Consider the following 18,428-nt stretch of genomic DNA (forward strand, 5'->3'; position numbering starts at 1 on the left):
AATGTCGAGTTTATCTACAGTTAGTATCAGGCGGCCAGTATTGGCCATCGTGTTTTCCCTGACGATTCTTCTTTTCGGAATTATCGGCATGAGCTTTTTGGGGGTTAGGGAATACCCCAGTGTGGACCCTCCTGTGATCAGTGTTAGGACGACCTATGTAGGTGCCAATGCGGATGTAATTGAAGCGCAGATTACAGAGCCCCTAGAGGAATCCATAAACGGTATTTCTGGTATTAAATCCTTGACTTCGACCAGTAATGACGGTACAAGTAATATTACTGTTGAATTTGAAGTAGGCGCAGATATGGAGGCTGCTGCCAATGATGTAAGGGATAAAGTGGCCAGAGCCCAAAGAAACCTTCCTCCAGATGCAGAACCTCCAGTAGTATCAAAGGCAGATGCGGATTCAAGTCCCATCGTATTTTTGAATGTTCAGAGTAATGAAAAAAGTCTTCTAGAGCTCTCGGAGATTGCTGACAATATCTTTAAGGAACGTTTGCAGACAATTCCTGGGGTGAGTGAAGTTAGAATTTGGGGGGAAAAGGAATATGCCATGAGATTGAGGATGGATCCCATTCGAATGGCTTCCTATGGTGTCACTCCCTTGGATGTGCTCAATAAGGTCCAAAGTGAAAATGTGGAGTTGCCATCTGGAAGGATAGAAGGGTCCACTATTGAATTGTCCGTTAGGACTAAGAGTAGACTCTCTACCCCTGATGAATTCAATATGTTGATCATCAAGGAGGATAATAATAATATTGTTCGTTTTCAGGACGTAGGAATAGCAGAGCTAGCTCCTTTGAATGAAAGAACCGTATTAAAAAGAGATGGGGTTCCCATGGTTGGTGTGGTATTGGTTCCCTTGCCGGGCTCCAATAGTATAGAGATTGCGGATGAATTTTATAAAAGGTTAGAGTTCATCAAAAAAGATTTGCCTGATGATGTAATGTTGGGAATTGGTTTTGATACCACCAAGTATATCAGAAGTTCTATTAGCGAGGTGCAGGAAACCATTGTCTTGGCCTTCTTACTAGTAGTGGCGATTATATTTTTGTTCTTGAGGGATTGGAGGACGACATTTATTCCGGTGCTTACCATTCCTATTTCATTGATAGGTGTTTTCTTTATTATGTACCTCATGGATTTCTCCATCAATGTATTGACCTTACTAGGGATAGTATTGTCTATCGGTCTGGTGGTGGATGATGCCATCGTGGTATTGGAGAATATCTACTCCAAAATCGAAAAGGGACAAAATCCAGATAAGGCCGCAGAAAAAGGGGCCGAGGAAATATTCTTTGCTGTGATTGCCACCACCATCGCTTTGGCAGCAGTATTCTTACCTGTAATATTTCTTTCGGGAACCACTGGTAGGTTATTCCGGGAATTTGGTATTGTGGTAGCCGGGGCAGTGATTATTTCTTCCTTTGTGGCCTTGACCATGACACCTATGCTGAGCGCAAAATTGCTTAAGAAAAGGGAAAATCACAATTGGTTTTATAATGTAACGGAACCTGTTTTTGTGTGGTTGACTGAGAAATATGAAATTGTTTTGAGGGCATTTATGCGGTTCCGGTGGACTGCATTTTTGATCATTGCCTCAATGGGCTTTGGCATCTACTTTCTATTTATCACCATTCCATCCGAACTGGCCCCAATGGAAGATAGGGGAGAGTTTAGGATAAACATGAGTGGGCCAGAAGGAGCAACTTTCGACTATATGGATAGGGTTATTGATGAGTTGTTGGTTGAGATCATGGAGGTGGTACCCGATAGATACAGGAGTAGTTTGATCTCGGTAACCTCACCTGGCTTTGGTACGGCCAGTACCAATTCGGGTATGGTAATCGTTAGGCTGGTAGATGCTGTAGATCGTGATTTGAGTCAACAGCAAATTTTCGAAACTGTCTCTGGGGTGATCAAGAATAAAACTGATGTAAGGGCATTCGCTTCGCAGCCACAATCCATAGGTGACCGAAGAGGAGGTTTGCCCATTCAGTATGTTTTGCAAGCACCAAGTATTGATAAACTAAAGGAGATTATCCCTTCCTTTATGGAACGAGTGAACCAAAGTGAGTTTTTTGCCTTTTCAGATATCAATTTGAAGTTTACCAAGCCGGAAATTGAAGTAGAAATAGATCGTGATAAGGCTAGGAATATTGGGGTTTCCGTTCAGGAAATAGCTAGAACCTTACAGCTTTCCTACTCAGGGCAGCGATTCGATTATTTTATCATGAAAGGGAAGCAATACCAGGTTGTGGGGGAGATGCAGCTTGAAGACAGGAATGAGCCTGTTAATTTGAGAATGTTGTATGTAAGGGCTGAAAATGGGCAACTGGTTCAGTTAGATAATTTGGTGACCATTAGAGAAAAAAGTACTCCACCACAGCTTTATAGGTATAACCGTTTTGTAAGTGCGACTGTTTCTGCTGGTTTGGCCGGGAAATATACTATTGGAGATGGTTTGGATGAGATGGATAGAATAGCTGATGAAGTATTGGATGATACCTATACCACTGATGTGGCCGGGGTTTCTAAAGAATATAGACAGAGTTCCAATAGTTTGGTGTTTGCTTTCTTGTTTGCTCTTATCCTTATTTATTTGGTACTGTCTGCACAGTTTGAAAGCTTCAAGGATCCGTTGACCATTATGTTTACTGTGCCGCTTGCATTATGTGGAGCTTTAATTTCACTATGGTTGTTTGATTTTACACTGAATATTTTCAGTCAGATCGGTATTATTATGTTGATAGGATTGGTGACAAAGAATGGTATTCTGATTGTAGAGTTTGCCAACCAAAGGAAAGCGCATGGCCATGATGTTGATGATGCTATTATTGGTGCAGCATCAGCAAGGTTTAGGCCTATTTTGATGACCAGTTTGTCCACTATTTTGGGAATACTCCCCATCGCATTGGCTTTGGGTGCTGGAGCGGAAAGCAGGATGCCCATGGGGGTGGCTGTGATTGGAGGACTGGTTTTTTCTACCATTTTGACCCTGTTTGTTATCCCTGCTATATACACTTATTTGACATCTAAATCCGGAAGATTAGCGAGAGTATGATGAAGTATTGTTTGATTGTTTTAATGGCTGTAACTGTTTCCAGCCAAGTGCTTGCGCAAGAAGAACTTTCCTTTGAGAAAGCGGTGATGCTGGGCTTGGAGAATAACTATGATGTCAAAATTGCCCTTAAGGAAAAGGAAGTTACGGAAATAGATAAAAAGATTGGTTTGGGCGCATTATTGCCAAGTGTTGATGCCACATATGGTAGGACAAAGAGTGTGGAGGATGTAGAGCAGCAATTTGTCAATGAAAATGAGCCGAGACTTATAGAAGGAGCTAATTCAACGGGAGAAAACTTTAATCTAAATGCGATTTACGGATTTAGGTATGATGCCGTAGTGGCAATGAAGCGATTGGGAAAGCTAAATGAGATAGGTGAGCTTCAAGCGAAAATTGTGATTGAAAATACGGTTGCGGCCATTTCGACAGGTTATTACAGATTGGTATTGGAGCTTGAGAGAAATGACCTTTTAAAGGAGACCCTAGAGTTATCCAAGCAGAGATTGGATATTGTAAAGGCTCAGTATGAATTGGGAGGTACTTCAAAAAGAGAGTATTTGGCCGCTCAGGTAGATTATAATACTGATATGTCCCAATTGGTTTCCCAAGAGCAGGTGATCAGAAATGCAAGGATCAATCTAAATGAGCTTTTGGCCATAGAAGCTGATACTCAATTTGCCATTAAGGATTCTATTGAGATTCAAGAGGACCTCAAGTTGGGGCCACTTTTAGATCGGGCCTTTGATGATAATAAAATGTTACTGGTCAATAGAAGGGAGCAAAATGTGGCTTATTTGGAAATGAAGGAACTTCAGGCACAGCGGTTACCAACGTTGAGTCTGAATGGTAGCTATCGCGAGTCGGTTTCCAATTCAGACGCTGGTTTCCTGATCCAAAACAAGCGTAATGGTTTCAATGTTGGTGCGACTTTAGGGATTAATCTTTTTAGTGGCTTTATTTTGAACAGGCAAGTTCAAAGGGCCAAAGTTAGACAAGAAGCTCAGGCATATGTTCTTGAGCAATATGAGACGCAGCTTAATGCAGATATTTATCGAGCGTTCAATGTATATGAAAATAGTAAGCGTCGATTGGAAATTGAACAGGACAACTTTTTGGTAGTAGGAGAAAATACAGCCATTGCTTTTGACCGTTTCAAGTCTGGTTTGACCAGTTTCTTGGAATTTAGGGATGCGCAGGTGAACAGGCTGCAAGCAGAGACTAGATTGATAGAGGCGGTTTATTCCATAAAGGTGGCTGAAGTAGAGCTGCTTAGGTTGGCTGGAGCTATTTATTATGATAGCAATTCTAGTCCTATTTTGAATTAATTAACCTTTATTTAGGGAGTGATGGTAATATATCATCGCTCCTAACTTAATGTTTAGTGCATTTTTCAATTTATTTCCTGATATTAAAGGTCTAATTTAGATGGCTTTATGAAGGGAGACAAATTGAAAAAGTACTTTTTATGGTTAGAAATGAATTACGCATGCCGTTATGCCGGTGTGATGATCTTTATTTTTAGCCCTGTTTTTTCATTGATTGCGTCTGATAATTTACCTGTAGATCTTTTTTCAGATTCAATTAAAGTGGATAAAGTAAAGGTCATTGATAATGCAATAGAATTCTCAAGAAGCTTGCATAAGGAAAATCATGATGAGGAGCTTGAGTACGAAGAAGCAGAAAAAGCCTTGGATTTGTCCTTGGAGCTTGGTGATACCTTATTATACGCCAAATCTCTAGATAATATGGGCTTGCTTTATAGGTATCATCAGCGGTATGCTGAAGCTACTGGTTTGCACGCCAAAGCTTATGATTTGATCGTCAAGGAGGATTCTTCTTTTCTTGCCAAGATGATCTATTCGAATAATGCAGGTGTGGCCAGTCGCTATGGTGAAGATTATGAAAGTGCGGTGTTTTATTATCTTCAGGCCCTGAAAATAGCAGAATCCCAAGAGGACCTTCGGAATATTGCCATAGCCTGCAATGGTCTTGGGAATACTTTGTTACATATTCCTGGAAGGGAAGAAGATGCCCTGACCTATTTTGAGCGTTCCCTTGATGCCGAAAGGGAGCGGGGAAATACCTTGGGAATTGCGATGAATTACCTGTCCATTGGAGATTACTTTACAGAGAAAGGTGATTATAAAAGGGGGCGTGGCTACTTGGAAATGCTGCTTGAAATTAATCAAAGAAGGAAGGATGATTATGGTTTGGGAATTACCTATGAATATTTTGGGCATAACTACCTGAAAGAAGGTGTCGATTTGGATCAGGCAGCTAAATATTATAAGCAATCTCTTGGTATTTTTTCTAAGATGAATGATGCCCACAAACAAGCAGATCTTTTAAAGGCATTGGCAGATGTGTATCGTATGAATCAACAATATGATTTGGCCATAGAGTACTATCATAAAACTTGGGACTTGGCCATTGAAATTCCCAATAAAAGTCTGATTCAGACTTCTGCCTCTCAATTATCTTCTATTTATGAAATGCAATCAAGGCTGGGTTTGGCTTTGAAGTATTATAAGATTTCAGATCAATATAAGGATAGTGTAAACCTAATCAATCAGGAAACTGAGATAGCAGCTATTGAAAAGCGTTATGCTTTGGAGCAAAAGGAATCGCAGATTGAATTATTGGAAAAAGACAGATCGCTACAACAATTCCAGTTGGATAGCCAGATGGCAGAGCTAAAAAGTCAGCGGATAATACTTGTGCTTTTATTGATGGTTTTAGTGGCTATTGCCGTGATTGCCCTTATGCAATTCAAAAATATAAAAGCCAAGAAAGTAGCTAATTTGATGCTGATGAGGCAAAACAGACAGATAAGTGAACAAAAAAGTCAGATTGAAAAGGTAAATGAGCAATTGGAGGCCACTTTTAAGGAATTGATGGCCGAACAAAAAAATAACGAAGAGAAGCGGGTTAAGCTTTTGGAGAGTAAGTTTGAGAACCGTATACAATCCTTGGCTTTACAGTCCTTGGAATCTCAAATGAATCCTCATTTTTTGTTTAATGGGATGAATGCTGTGCGTTGGTTAGTGATGAAGAATAAGAATGCGGAGGCCAAGGAGTATATAGATACCTTTGCCCAACTTTTGAGACTTAGTTTGACAAATAATAGAAAGCATACTATTTGTCTGGCTGAAGAATTAAAAGCTACTGAATTGTACCTTAAAATTGAAAAGTTGAGATTTGATGGAGGGTTTGATTTTCAAATGGATGTATCCGCAGAGGTGAACCCCCATCATATAGATGTGCCTCCAAAAATCCTTCAGCCATTGGTTGAAAATGCAATAAAACATGGTTTATTGCCCAGCAGAAAAGCAAATAAAGAGTTGTTGATTAGGGTTTTTGATCAAGATGAAGTATTGATTATAGAAGTTTTGGACAATGGGGTAGGCTATAGGAAACAAAAAGATGATAAGGATGGGAATAATGTGTACGGGACTCATTTAGGCTTAAAGTTGATCGCAGAACGGTTGGCTATTTATAATCAGCAAAGCAATCATAAGGTGGACTTTAATATTAAAGCCAGGTATGATCAAAATAAGGCGATTACAGGGACCAAAGCCAAAATCAGTATAGTGCTGGAAGAGGCAGTAGACTCTGTGGGATAATGCTTATAGGAATTATTGGGGGAATATTTCTTGATCTTCCTTTTGCATGTTTTTTATACTTGCATAACTTTTTGTCCCGCTCAGCTTTGCGGTGATAAAGTGGTCATTATCTAATCTTAGACGGATTTTTATGGACTTCGGATCTTTTACATCACCAATACAAAAATAGGGCGTGTTATAATCTAATAATTTGTAATTGGATTCCCCGTTTACAAAGACTTGATAGCCGGATGTTTTGATGGAATGGCTAATAATAGTCTTTATTTTAAAAACTTGCTCTTGTTGGTCTGGGGTTAGGAAGACTTTTCCAATTTTAAATTCATCCTCATCATTTTGATGATTTTCATTACTGGATGAAGCGATTAGATTGTAAACGATCAGATTTTCTGAGTTGGGAGCTTTTTTTAATTGATCATTGCAGCCTATTAGAAGGGAGAAAAGGCAAAATATGCATATTTGATAGAAGCATTTCATTGTTCTAAAATTTAAATTCAGGCTTGGACGAAAACAGGTGGAAATCTAATTTGTTTTGTCCAAGTAGCTAACTATTAACAGGAAGCATTGATCAATGTTCTAAAAATAGGTTTAAAAGTCAGTTAGAATTTGTGGATAAGTTAGCTCATAAATTGTTGGGATTCCAGACCAAAATAGCATGTTTGTTCTATTGATGAGTGTGTCGGTATTATAAATTATTATTTTATATCTATTTGGTTTTTAGGTATGTTAATATGTTTTTGTTTTGGCGTATAAGGATGTTTGTTATCTTTAAAATTAATTTGATTGCGATTAATTGAAGGGACATGAAAGTAGGCATTATAGATGATGAGCTTCATTGCATTGAAAGTTTGAGTTATGAATTGGAGGATTTGGGGTTGCCCATTGAGATAGTTTTTCAAACTTCCAAGGTAGAAGAGGCAATGGATATCCTTAAGGATCAAAAAATAGATCTATTGTTTTTGGATGTAGAAATGCCTAGGCTAAATGGATTTGAATTACTTGATTTGTTAGGGGAGTTTGATTTTGAAGTGGTGTTTACTACTGCTTACAGCCAGTATGCCGTAAAAGCATTTCAATATAAGGCTTTTCACTATCTGCTCAAACCGGTGGGCAAAGAGGATTTAAAGGGAGTTATTGAGAAGTTTTCCCATAGAAAAGAACAAGCCAATCATAATTCGGGCAGTGAAGTTTCCGCACTAATTGACTTACTGAAGAAGGACAATATCATTAAATCCAAGATTGCCGTTCCCGTGAGTGATGGGCTTGAGTTTATAAAAGTGGATGATATACTTTACGGTCAAAGCCAAAACAATTATACTTTGCTGTACCTGTCAGATAATACCAAGTTACTTTTTAGTAAAACCCTTAAAGAAGTAGAGAAAGCCCTAAAAAAGTATCTTTTTCTAAGAATTCACCAGTCTTATTTGATCAATCCCAACTATATGAAAAAGTATTTGAGAAATGATGGCGGCAGTGTAGTGATGGAAAATGGAGAGCAATTACCCATAAGCCAAAGGAAGAAAGATGAAGTTGTAACTCTATTTGAGGCCATAGTAAAAAGCAAATTGAGGCCATAGTAAAAAGCAAATCAGTATAGAGGTAAGAAAGGGTGTAAGGTCATTCGGAGATCACTTTTTGTTTCAGTTGGACAATTGGTATAATTATACTAATATTGATTTGAACCATTGCACATTAGCGTGCTTATAGCCCATGAAGGAAAAGTTTTTCGTTTGGATCCTGATTAGTTTTGGTTTCTTTCTTGTTTCTTGTAATGAAAGACCCAAGGTCGAAAAAAAGAAAGAGCCATTTTGGCAAAATCCGGTTCAACTAGACTTAAATGCCATCCAGAAACGGGGCTTTATCAGGGCAGTAGTGGATAATTCCTCAACCAGCTATTATATCTATAGGGGCAGAAGAATGGGCTATGAATATGAGTTGCTCCGCAATCTGGCCAAAAGACTGGATGTACAGCTTAGGTTGATTGTAGATGCAGATATATTGAGGGCCTATAAAATGCTGAACAGTGGCGAAGCGGATATTATTGCCATTAATCTTTTTAATAACCCTGAGAGAGAGAAATATGGGACATTTACGGAGCCGCTAAATTCTTTTTCGTCTGTATTGGTCCAAAGAGATGATCAGCCCCTGATCAAAGCGCCTGAAGGATTAAATGGGAAATCTATACATGTGAGGAAGTCAACCGTTTATAGCGGTCAATTGGAGGCAATTAGGGATAGTTTGAACATCAATATGGAGATCATAGAATGGGACAAAAGTTCAGATGCTTTGGTGGAAGATGTGGTGCGGGAGGAAATAGACTATACGGTTGTAGACAAGGATGTAGCCTTGGTAAATTCGACCTATTATAATAACCTAGATATAAAACTGGAAATAGGTCCTGCGGCTGATGTGGCTTGGGCGATAAGGAAGAATGCACCTGTCTTGGAAAAGGAAATAAATGAATGGATAAAAAGAGGGAAGCGGTCTACCTATTTCGCAGTACTCTATGGGAAGTATTTTTTAAATAAGAAGAACAGTTATTTTAGAAATAAGAGTCCTTTTTCATCAATTTCAGGAGATAGAATCTCTGTATATGATGAAATTATCAAAAATGGATCTACCTTATTGGGTTGGGATTGGCGTTTGTTAGCCTCCTTGGTATATAAGGAATCGCGCTTTGATACGGTAGCCACAAGCTATGCCGGTGCCAAGGGATTACTGCAGTTAATGCCAGTGACTTTGGCCAGATTTGGAGTTGAGAATCCAAATGATCCATCAGAGAGTTTAATTGGAGGGGTGAAATATCTGAAATATCTTGATAAGTTTTGGATAGAACGTGTTCCAGAAGTAAATGAAAGGATTAAGTTTATTTTAGCTTCATATAATGTTGGTCATGGCCATGTAAATGATGCATGGAGATTGGCCCTAAAATTTGGTATGGATACTCAAAATTGGGATAGTGTGGCTTATTTTTTAGAGCGTAAGTCTCAACCAGAAGTTTACAGAGATCCAGTAGTAAGGAGTGGTTATGCCAAGGGGCATTTGGCAGTAGCATATGTGGAAGATATACTTAGTATTTATGAATCTTATCGGATTTTGGTGGCTCCTTGATTGTCTTTTGTTTATGTAAATACGTTGTTTGGATACTAAATAATGTTGTACGTTTTGGTTGATTGGTTTTTATCTGATATATTTGATGAAAACCATTTTGAACATTATGAAACAATTATTTGTAAGGATATCCCGATTTAAGGAATTAGGGGTATTGATGATTGCACTGCTTTTTTCTTGCAATCAAGTGGAAACTTTTGAGATGCAACAGGAGTCTGATCAGGTCTTTTCCAGTATGGCTGTTCCCAATACAGGAGACTGTATCGAAAATTGCATTGATTTATCAGTGGAAGATGTCATGTACTACCCAATTTCAGGAGTACAGACCCAAAGTACTGGCAATGGCGGAGGAGGGGGAAACCCTAATAATGTGAAGGCCAAGGAAAATGGTAATACCAATACCAAAGAAGTGAGTTTTTCTGCCTACAATACCGAAAATGAATTTATTGTGGAGGTGATGTATGAGATTACAGAAGGTAATTCCAATGCAAAAGCTACCATTACGATCAATATTGATGGTGATGAAGTAGAGTTGGACGAAGTAGCTTCAGGGAGCACCATGATGCATAGTATTGCATTGCCAGAAGGCTGGGAAGCCTGTGATCTTATTGACTTTTCAATTTTGCAGGAAGGATTGGGATCTGAAATCACTTTTAATGAATCATACAGTTTGATTGGAGTGTGCCCTGATGAATGTGAAATCAGAACTGCCTCCGCTTATGTAGGAGACCTTTTAGGTGAAAATGATGGAGAACCTTCTAAAGGCTTTAATAACGCCTGGTGGTATGTGTTTGACATAGAAGGCGGAGAAGAGCAAAATGTATATGCCAATAAGGATGAAATCATCGGTACGGTAACTTATGATGAGTTGGAAGGAACCATTACCATTGATTTAGGAGACTGGGGCTTGCAGGATGATGAAGAAAGTGTAAAATGGTACAGCTATGAGACTGGTGAACTTCCTGATGCAGGAAGGCCTACTCCAGGACAGGCGCCTAACAAATCAAATTCACTGGTAATTGACACTGTTGAAGGTGCCAGATATTACGCAGTCCACTTGGATGTAGAGATTTGTGAATAACAAATAGATTTAGTTAAATACAAAGAAAGCCCGGAAAATCCCGGGCTTTCTTTGTATTACTGTAGATATAAGAATTGTTATATCTGCTGGAATATATTTTTAAAGCTGGTTGCCTCAGCAAGTTTGCCATGTAGTTCATCAATATGAACACGTTCCTGCTCTGTGGTATCTCGGTGACGAATAGTAACCGTATTGTCTTCCAATGTCTGGTGATCCACAGCAATACAGAAAGGTGTTCCGATCAAATCCTGACGCGTATAGCGCTTGCCAATTGATGCAGCTTCCTCATAAACGATGTTGAAATCATATTTTAACTTATTGACGATTTCTTTACCCTTATCCGGTAAGCCATCTTTTTTGGTCAAAGGAAGAATGGCTGCTTTTACCGGTGCAATTGCCGGGTGGAATTTCAGGAAAGTTCTGCTTTTACCTTCTTTTTCCTCCTCAGTGAAGGCATTGCAAAGGGTCATCAAGAACAATCTATCTGCACCGATGGAGGTTTCGATTACATATGGAATGTAGTTTTTGTTTACCTCAGGGTCGAAGTATTGTTGCTTTTTCTTGGAGAATTCCTGGTGGCTTTTCAAGTCAAAATCAGTTCTTGAGTGAATACCTTCTACTTCTTTAAAGCCAAAAGGGAAATCAAACTCAATATCCATGGCAGCATTGGCATAGTGAGCCAGCTTATCATGGTCGTGAGTTCTCAATTTTTCTTCAGGAACACCCAAAGCTTTGTGCCATTTAAGCCTTGTGTCAGCCCAAGTTTTATACCAATCCAACTCGGATCCAGGGCGAACAAAGTATTGCATTTCCATTTGTTCAAACTCCCTCATACGGAAGATGAACTGACGGGCTACGATTTCATTTCTGAAAGCCTTACCAATTTGGGCGATACCAAAAGGAACTTTCATTCTGGCCGTTTTCTGAACATTCAGGAAGTTGACAAAAATTCCTTGAGCTGTTTCCGGTCTCAGGTAGATAGTGGAAGCATCTTCAGCTACAGAACCCACCTGGGTAGAGAACATCAAGTTAAACTGTCTAACATCAGTCCAGTTGGTAGTACCACTGATAGGACAGGCGATTTCTTCATTGACGATCAAATCCCTAACTCCATCAAGGTCTTCAGCTTCCAGTAATTTTCCCATTGCAGCCAAAAGGTTTTTGGCTTCTTCGAGCTTACCTTCTTTTTCTAAGGCAGCTGCTTTTTCTTCAATAAGTACATCAGCACGGTAGCGCTTTTTACTGTCCTTATTGTCGATCATAGGGTCATTGAAACTGTCAACGTGACCTGAAGCTTTCCAAGTAGTAGGATGCATAAAAATTGATGCATCAATCCCCACGATATTATCATTTAATCGGGTCATCGATTCCCACCAAAGTCGCTTAAGGTTATTTTTAAGCTCTACTCCATAAGCACCATAATCATATACGGCTTGAAGTCCATCATATATTTCTGAAGAAGGATATACAAAGCCATATTCTTTGGCATGTGAAATAATATCCTTCAGCTGTGCGTTTTCAGTTACTTGTTCTGTCTTTGCCATAGCCGCAAAAATAGGGAAATCTATTTAAATTTGAGAATGAAAAAATGGTTTAGTTTTCATGTTCAGCTTATTATATCTGTACATCTGTTGAAAGCATTGCTTTGGGACAAATGGGATGTTTTAATTATCCAATTAAGATCTTGATTTTATTCTATACAAAAGAAAACCTAAGATGACTGTACTGAGAAAGAAAATCAGCGTGGTCCACTCGTAGGTTCTCTTGCTATTGGATTCTGAAGTTATTTCTTTATCTTTTTCTTTGAGCGCTCTTTTTAGTTTGCTAATGTCCTGTTCTTGTTTCTGGGCAATAAATTTATAATCGTCTTTTTCGTATTTGATTTCTGTCGTTTCAATGTTTTTTAGCATTTCCAACTCGTCCATGATTAGGTTATCTTTAAGGATAATCCTTTCCATCCATTCATTAGTGGCAATCATGTCTTTTTTGGTTCTATTACCAAAAATACCAGACTTTTTAGATTCTGATGCTTTCCATTGACGATGTAGGTTTTGTCTTTCATCAACTAGTTTTTCCAGTCGTTTTTGAGGAAAGGCACTTAAAGACAGGAACAGCAGGCAGGCTAAGAGTAAAATGTTTTTCATGATGATAGCTTTTGTTCAAAAAGCTCAAATAGCGTGCCGTTTAACCATAGGCTCACAATTTGTACTTTTTTTCTTTTCGCCGCTTAAACTGTCCTTTCCTCCGTTTATTATTAGTGTAGAAATTATATAGGAAATTGACTGCAAATGCAGTAATCGTCAAGGGGACAAATAAACCGGGAAGCATTCGCTTGATTCCCAATAGGATCAGGAAGGTAGCTATCATGCCAATTTTAAAACTGGTATGGCTTTCCGGATAGGTTTTGCCAATTAGTATCAAACTAAGTACCTCAACGATCACCAGAAAAAGTATTAGGTAGGTCAAGAGCTTTTGTGTTCTAAGGTCACCAGCAAAAACAGCCCAAGCTGCCATGCCTCCTACAGCTAATAAACTTAAAGAATGTAAGGAAGTGTTCAGTCTTTCTTTCATAGATATTTTGGGTTGAGTATTAAACAATATAGGAGCTTTTGCCTTAAAAATCAATGTGTGACTTGAAGACCAAAATAAATGGCCTTGGGAAATGAACACTATTCTCTCCCAAGGCCTCTCAAAATTATCTTAAGAACTTATCTCTTACAGTTTTCTTTTGATAAAATCAGTCATCAGGTTATAAAGGTGCCAAGTGGTATTGCCACCGTAGATACCATGGTTTCTATTTGGATAATAAAAAGTTTCGAATTGCTTGTCCGCATTGATCAAAGCATTTACCAAATCTACTGAATTCTGGAAATGGACATTATCATCGCCAGTTCCATGGATTAATAAATAGTTGCCCTCCAATTTGCTCACATGGCTGATTGGGCTGAAATCATCATAACCGCTAGCGTTTTGCTGTGGCGTTTGTAAGTACCTCTCAGTGTAAATCGTGTCATAATATCTCCATGTAGTTACAGGAGCTACTGCAATGGCTGTTTTGAATACATCATTACCTAACATTAAAGAAAGAGAAGACATATAACCACCATAAGACCAACCCCAGATCCCAATTCTGGTAGCGTCCACATATGGGAGACCTCCTAAATATTTTGCTCCGGCGATTTGATCCTGTGTTTCAAGATTACCCAATTGTGCATAAGTGGCATGTTTGAAGTCACGCCCTCTGGCGCCAGTTCCTCTGTTGTCTACACAAACAACGATATATCCTTCAGCAGCCAACTGATGGTGCCAGAAATCGCGGGTTCCACCCCAAGAGTTTTTAACGTTTTGGGAACCTGGTCCACCATATACGTACATTAAAACAGGGTATTGTTTACTTTGATCGAAATCAGCAGGCTTAATCATATAAGCATTTAACTGAGTACCATCAACAGTTGGGAATTGGAAGAATTCTTTTTCGCTTAATGCATATTCACCTAATCTTTCTACCAATTCACTATTGTCTTCCAATACTTTTATGGTTTTACCTTTTGAAGTATTCAAAGTAATATGCAGAGGACTGTTGGCAGTGGAAAAATAATCAATATAATATTTAAAGTCTGGGCTCATATTGACAGCGTGGCTTCCTTGGGCTGGAGTAAGCTCGGATTTACCTTTACCATTCAATTTGATAGCATACAGGTTTCTTTCCAAAGGAGATTTCTCGGTAGAGATATAGTAGATCTTTTTTGATTTTTCGTCTACGCCCACCATTTCAGTTACTTCCCAATTTCCTTCTGTAATTTGCTGGATCAATTTACCATCCATATCATGGTGGTATATATGCTTATAGCCATCTTGTTCAGAAGTTCTAATAAAGCCTTTACCATCAGGTAGATATAGTAGGTTGTCATTATAGGTCAAGTCCACATAGGTCTCAGAGGTCTCCGTTAAGATGACCTTGCTCTCACCAGTATTGGCATCTGCATGGAGTAAGTCAAGCTGGTTTTGAAGCCTGTTCAGTCTGATAAAGGCCAGTGTATTATTTTCACCGCCAGTCCAATAAATACGAGGAAGATAAATGTCTTTTTCTTCTCCCGATTCAATAGCTACGGTTTTTTGTTGGTCCAGATCATATACATGAATGCTTACCTCAGAGTTTTTCTCACCAGCTTTAGGGTATTTGAATTCATAGTCTTTAGGGTAGAGCGGTCCCCAAAGTTGCATATTATATTCAGGTACTTCTGATTCATCAAATCGAATAAAGGCGATTTTCTTTCCATTCGGAGACCATTTAAACGCCTGTGCCATGGAGAATTCTTCTTCATATACCCAGTCTGCAGACCCATTGATGATATGATTCCATTTTCCATCATTGGTGATCTGGTGTACAGTATTGTCCTCTAGTCTGATATAGTAAAGGTTATTGTCCTTCACAAATGCCACTTTGGTATTGTCAGGAGAGAGTGTGGCATATGAAATTTTTTCGCCATCCATCAACTTCTGGCTATTACCTGTAGACAAATCTATTACATAAAATATCCCTTTGGAAGATCTCCTATAGATACTTTCTACTTCAGTAGCGACCAAAGCCTTCGTCTCATCATTATTGAATGAATAGCTGGAGAAATCGATTCCCAGTTTCTCACCATCGATTAATACGGCTTCTTCTTCTCCAGTTGAAACGTTGATTTTTACAACTTTGGCAGTACCATTTTCTCTTTTGAAGGAGCTATAAAATTGGCCATCCTTCATCCAGTTGATCCCGCCAACTGATTTTTGAGAAAAAACACCTTCTTTGAAAATAGATGCCAGGGAGACCTTTTTTTGTTGTGCAAGGCCTTGAAAGCACGTACCCATGACTATGGCCATAATGGCAAATAATTTTACTTGGTTCATAATTATAATTCAGGATTTATATTCTGGGGGCTAAATATAAGGAAAAAGGGAGGAAGAATTTGTCAGGACTTGATAAATGGCTGTATTCAATAAAGTTAACCTGTAAAAGATACTTGGAGAAATTGGTGTTATGCGGAATAATCTTTTTAGCATGTGTGTTCATTACTTATACCATTTTTCAAAACTTACATTTACCTTTACGCTCATGATGAAGAAGAAAATTGCATTGGTGACCGGTGGATTTACTGGAGAGGCAGTGGTTTCTCTGAAAAGTGCTGCCGTTGTAGAAAAAAACATTGATCTGGATAAGTATGATGTCTTTAAAATAATCATTGAAAAAGGACATTGGTATTATTTGGGAGAAGGAGAAAAACAATTTCCTGTTGATATGAATGATTTTTCCATTAGTCCCAATGGAGAGAAAATTACTTTTGATGGGATTTTTAATATTCTCCATGGTTCGCCTGGTGAGGATGGTAAGCTTGCGGGCTATTTTGATATGCTTGGCTTACCCTATACCACATGTGATGCCATCACTTCATCGATAACCATGAATAAAGGTTATACAAAAGCTATAATTCAGGATATTGAAGATTTGCATGTGGCCAAATCCATTCAGCTTTTTAAGAACAGCCAGCAGAATACCAAAAGAGTAATAGAGGAGTTAAAGCTGCCCTATTTTGTTAAGCCTAATAGCGGAGGGAGCAGTATAGGTATGAGCAAGGTGAAAGCTGTTGGAGAGGTTCAAGAGGCTCTGGATAAGGCCTTTGCGGAAGATAGCCAGGTGCTGGTAGAGGAATTTGTTTCTGGAAGGGAGTTTTCTATTGGCATTTATATGGTAGATGGTCAGGTGATTGTATTACCGGCTACGGAGATTGTGAGTTCCAAAGAATTTTTTGATTTTGAAGCAAAGTATACAGCTGGTGTGACAGAAGAGATTACTCCTGGCAGAATGTCTGATGAAGAAGTGGATAGGGTAAAGAAAGTGGCGGAAAAAGTCTATCTAAAATTAAACTGCAAAGGAGCGGTAAGAATGGATTACTTTCTGGAAAACGAAACAGGCAAAATATTCTTTATTGAAATCAATACAGTACCTGGACAAACCGAAACCAGTTTGATTTCTCAGCAGGTTCGTGCAATAGGGAAAACTGTGGAGGAATTTTATACAGAAATTATTGAAGAGATGTTCAAGTAAGAACCAATACTAGGGTGATGAAAAATAAGTAGGGATGACCTTATGAATCTCTAATAAGTAAAAAATAAAAGCGGCTCGAAGGCCGCTTTTTCTATTATAGTTTGAATTCTTTTTTGATTGTATCTACAAAATCCAATTTTTCCCAAGTGAAGAGTTCTACATCCAATGTGATGGAAGTCCCGTCAGGGGAAACAAAAGTTTTCTTAACTACTTCATTGGTTCTGCCCATATGACCATATGCAGCAGTCTCTTGATAGATAGGATTTCTTAGTCTTAGCCTTTGCTCAATGGCATAAGGTCTCATATCGAATATTTTCTCAATGAGCCTGGCAATTTCCCCATCTGTCATTGCTACTTTGGCAGTGCCATAAGTGTTGATGTAGATGCCCATTGGCTCGGCAACACCGATGGCATAAGAAACTTGTACCAATACTTCATCGGCAATTCCTGCAGCTACCATGTTTTTGGCGATGTGTCTGGTAGCATAGGCTGCAGAACGATCTACCTTTGAAGGGTCTTTACCAGAAAATGCACCCCCACCATGTGCTCCTTTACCTCCATAAGTATCTACAATGATCTTTCTTCCAGTAAGTCCAGCATCACCATGAGGTCCACCAATCACAAACTTACCGGTAGGATTGATATGATAAGTGATATCATCGGTAAATAAAGTTTGGATTTCAGGAATCAATTGTGCTTTGACCCTTGGGACCAAGATTTTGATCAGGTCTTCCTTGATTTTGGCAAGCATAGTGGGCTCATCAGCAAAATCATCATGTTGAGTAGAAATAACTATGGCCTTAATTTTTTGAGGCACATTGTCATCACTGTATTCTATGGTTACCTGTGCTTTGGCATCTGGTCTCAAGTATTTGATTTCTTGGTGCTCTCTTCTGAGATTGGCCAATTCCTTCAATAGCCTATGGGAAAGGTCTAATGCCAAAGGCATATAGTTCTCCGTCTCATTGGTGGCATAGCCAAACATCATTCCTTGGTCCCCTGCGCCTTGCTCTTCTGGACTGGTTCTGTCTACACCTTGGTTGATGTCCGGAGATTGTTCGTGGATGGCAGAAAGTACCCCGCAAGAATTTCCATCAAACATGTATTCTCCTTTGGTATATCCGATTCTATTGATAACGTCCCTTGCGATTTTTTGAACATCCAGATAGGTATCAGACTTAACTTCACCGGCTAGTACAACCTGTCCAGTGGTAACCAATGTTTCGCAAGCTACTTTGGATTTTGGATCAAAAGCTAAAAAATTATCAATGAGCGCATCAGAAATCTGATCAGATATTTTATCAGGATGTCCTTCTGACACAGACTCCGAAGTGAATAGATATGGCATATATTGATGTATTTAATAATAACTATTTTAAATGGCGTGTAAAATTACAGGATAAGCAGGAAATAAAAAACTTTGGATTGTGATAAAATACAAGTCATGATCTTGCTGGCTCC

13 protein-coding genes are annotated in these 18,428 nt (G+C 38.8%); 7 read left to right on the forward strand and 6 right to left on the reverse strand.

Annotation, left to right across the window (positions count from 1 at the left end; genetic code table 11):
• The first annotated feature begins 1 nt into the window (after position 1).
• From H7U17_RS00750 to H7U17_RS00760, 3 genes are all read left to right on the forward strand, one after another.
• A complete protein-coding gene (locus tag H7U17_RS00750; RefSeq protein WP_186753786.1) occupies positions 2–3,064 on the forward strand; it encodes an efflux RND transporter permease subunit in 3,063 nt (1,020 codons plus the stop codon).
• Positions 3,061–4,389 (forward strand): TolC family protein, encoded by a 1,329-nt coding sequence (locus H7U17_RS00755; protein WP_186753788.1) that lies wholly within the window; start codon positions 3,061–3,063, stop codon positions 4,387–4,389. The genes H7U17_RS00750 and H7U17_RS00755 overlap by 4 nt, the downstream gene beginning before the upstream one ends.
• A gap of 108 nt (positions 4,390–4,497) precedes the next feature.
• Complete coding sequence (locus tag H7U17_RS00760; protein ID WP_230981220.1) at positions 4,498–6,687, forward strand: tetratricopeptide repeat-containing sensor histidine kinase; 2,190 nt, start codon at positions 4,498–4,500, stop codon at positions 6,685–6,687.
• A 12-nt stretch (positions 6,688–6,699) separates the two neighbouring features.
• Here H7U17_RS00760 and H7U17_RS00765 read toward each other — a convergent pair whose 3' ends face one another.
• Positions 6,700–7,161, reverse strand: coding sequence for a hypothetical protein (locus H7U17_RS00765; RefSeq protein WP_186753790.1), 462 nt, complete (start codon positions 7,159–7,161; stop codon positions 6,700–6,702).
• 326 nt (positions 7,162–7,487) lie between these two features.
• Here H7U17_RS00765 and H7U17_RS00770 point away from each other — a divergent pair, with 326 nt between their 5' ends.
• The 3 genes from H7U17_RS00770 (at position 7,488) to H7U17_RS00780 (ending at position 10,876) form a co-directional block, all read left to right on the forward strand.
• Positions 7,488–8,261, forward strand: coding sequence for a LytR/AlgR family response regulator transcription factor (locus tag H7U17_RS00770; protein WP_186753792.1), 774 nt, complete (start codon positions 7,488–7,490; stop codon positions 8,259–8,261).
• A 133-nt stretch (positions 8,262–8,394) separates the two neighbouring features.
• Positions 8,395–9,795, forward strand: a complete 1,401-nt coding sequence (locus H7U17_RS00775) for an MltF family protein (RefSeq protein ID WP_186753794.1) — start codon at positions 8,395–8,397, stop codon at positions 9,793–9,795.
• Positions 9,796–9,901: 106 nt separating this feature from the next.
• Positions 9,902–10,876, forward strand: a complete 975-nt coding sequence (locus H7U17_RS00780; RefSeq protein ID WP_186753796.1) for a hypothetical protein — start codon at positions 9,902–9,904, stop codon at positions 10,874–10,876.
• 77 nt (positions 10,877–10,953) lie between these two features.
• Here H7U17_RS00780 and H7U17_RS00785 read toward each other — a convergent pair whose 3' ends face one another.
• The 4 genes from H7U17_RS00785 to H7U17_RS00800 all read right to left on the reverse strand — a co-directional run bounded on the left by H7U17_RS00785 (position 10,954) and on the right by H7U17_RS00800 (position 15,772).
• Positions 10,954–12,420, reverse strand: a complete 1,467-nt coding sequence (locus tag H7U17_RS00785; protein WP_186753798.1) for a glycine--tRNA ligase — start codon at positions 12,418–12,420, stop codon at positions 10,954–10,956.
• 132 nt (positions 12,421–12,552) lie between these two features.
• A complete protein-coding gene (locus H7U17_RS00790) occupies positions 12,553–13,020 on the reverse strand; it encodes a Clp protease ClpB (RefSeq protein ID WP_186753800.1) in 468 nt (155 codons plus the stop codon).
• A 52-nt stretch (positions 13,021–13,072) separates the two neighbouring features.
• Positions 13,073–13,447 carry a hypothetical protein gene (locus tag H7U17_RS00795; protein ID WP_186753802.1) on the reverse strand — a complete coding sequence of 125 codons (375 nt, stop codon included), beginning with the start codon at positions 13,445–13,447 and terminating at the stop codon, positions 13,073–13,075.
• Positions 13,448–13,591: 144 nt separating this feature from the next.
• A complete protein-coding gene (locus tag H7U17_RS00800; protein WP_186753804.1) occupies positions 13,592–15,772 on the reverse strand; it encodes a S9 family peptidase in 2,181 nt (726 codons plus the stop codon).
• Between the two features lie 208 nt (positions 15,773–15,980).
• Here H7U17_RS00800 and H7U17_RS00805 point away from each other — a divergent pair, with 208 nt between their 5' ends.
• Positions 15,981–16,967, forward strand: a complete 987-nt coding sequence (locus H7U17_RS00805) for a D-alanine--D-alanine ligase (RefSeq protein ID WP_186754869.1) — start codon at positions 15,981–15,983, stop codon at positions 16,965–16,967.
• 94 nt (positions 16,968–17,061) lie between these two features.
• On the opposite strand, the gene metK is transcribed toward H7U17_RS00805, so the two are convergent.
• Entirely contained in the window at positions 17,062–18,315 is a 1,254-nt protein-coding gene (gene metK / locus H7U17_RS00810; RefSeq protein ID WP_186753806.1) for a methionine adenosyltransferase, read from the reverse strand.
• Positions 18,316–18,428: the final 113 nt, after the last annotated feature.

The organism is Echinicola salinicaeni (assembly GCF_014280965.1).
Classification (GTDB): Bacteria; Bacteroidota; Bacteroidia; order Cytophagales; family Cyclobacteriaceae; genus Echinicola; species Echinicola salinicaeni.

Coding starts and splice junctions, on each gene's coding strand:
- H7U17_RS00760 (WP_230981220.1), top strand. CDS start 4,498: ATGAAGGGAGACAAATTGAAAAAGTACTTTTTATGGTTAGAAATGAAT.
- H7U17_RS00805 (WP_186754869.1), top strand. CDS start 15,981: ATGAAGAAGAAAATTGCATTGGTGACCGGTGGATTTACTGGAGAGGCA.
- H7U17_RS00795 (WP_186753802.1), bottom strand. CDS start 13,447: ATGAAAGAAAGACTGAACACTTCCTTACATTCTTTAAGTTTATTAGCT.
- H7U17_RS00755 (WP_186753788.1), top strand. CDS start 3,061: ATGATGAAGTATTGTTTGATTGTTTTAATGGCTGTAACTGTTTCCAGC.
- H7U17_RS00765 (WP_186753790.1), bottom strand. CDS start 7,161: ATGAAATGCTTCTATCAAATATGCATATTTTGCCTTTTCTCCCTTCTA.
- H7U17_RS00750 (WP_186753786.1), top strand. CDS start 2: ATGTCGAGTTTATCTACAGTTAGTATCAGGCGGCCAGTATTGGCCATC.
- H7U17_RS00800 (WP_186753804.1), bottom strand. CDS start 15,772: ATGAACCAAGTAAAATTATTTGCCATTATGGCCATAGTCATGGGTACG.
- H7U17_RS00790 (WP_186753800.1), bottom strand. CDS start 13,020: ATGAAAAACATTTTACTCTTAGCCTGCCTGCTGTTCCTGTCTTTAAGT.
- H7U17_RS00780 (WP_186753796.1), top strand. CDS start 9,902: ATGAAACAATTATTTGTAAGGATATCCCGATTTAAGGAATTAGGGGTA.
- H7U17_RS00770 (WP_186753792.1), top strand. CDS start 7,488: ATGAAAGTAGGCATTATAGATGATGAGCTTCATTGCATTGAAAGTTTG.
- H7U17_RS00785 (WP_186753798.1), bottom strand. CDS start 12,420: ATGGCAAAGACAGAACAAGTAACTGAAAACGCACAGCTGAAGGATATT.
- metK (WP_186753806.1), bottom strand. CDS start 18,315: ATGCCATATCTATTCACTTCGGAGTCTGTGTCAGAAGGACATCCTGAT.
- H7U17_RS00775 (WP_186753794.1), top strand. CDS start 8,395: ATGAAGGAAAAGTTTTTCGTTTGGATCCTGATTAGTTTTGGTTTCTTT.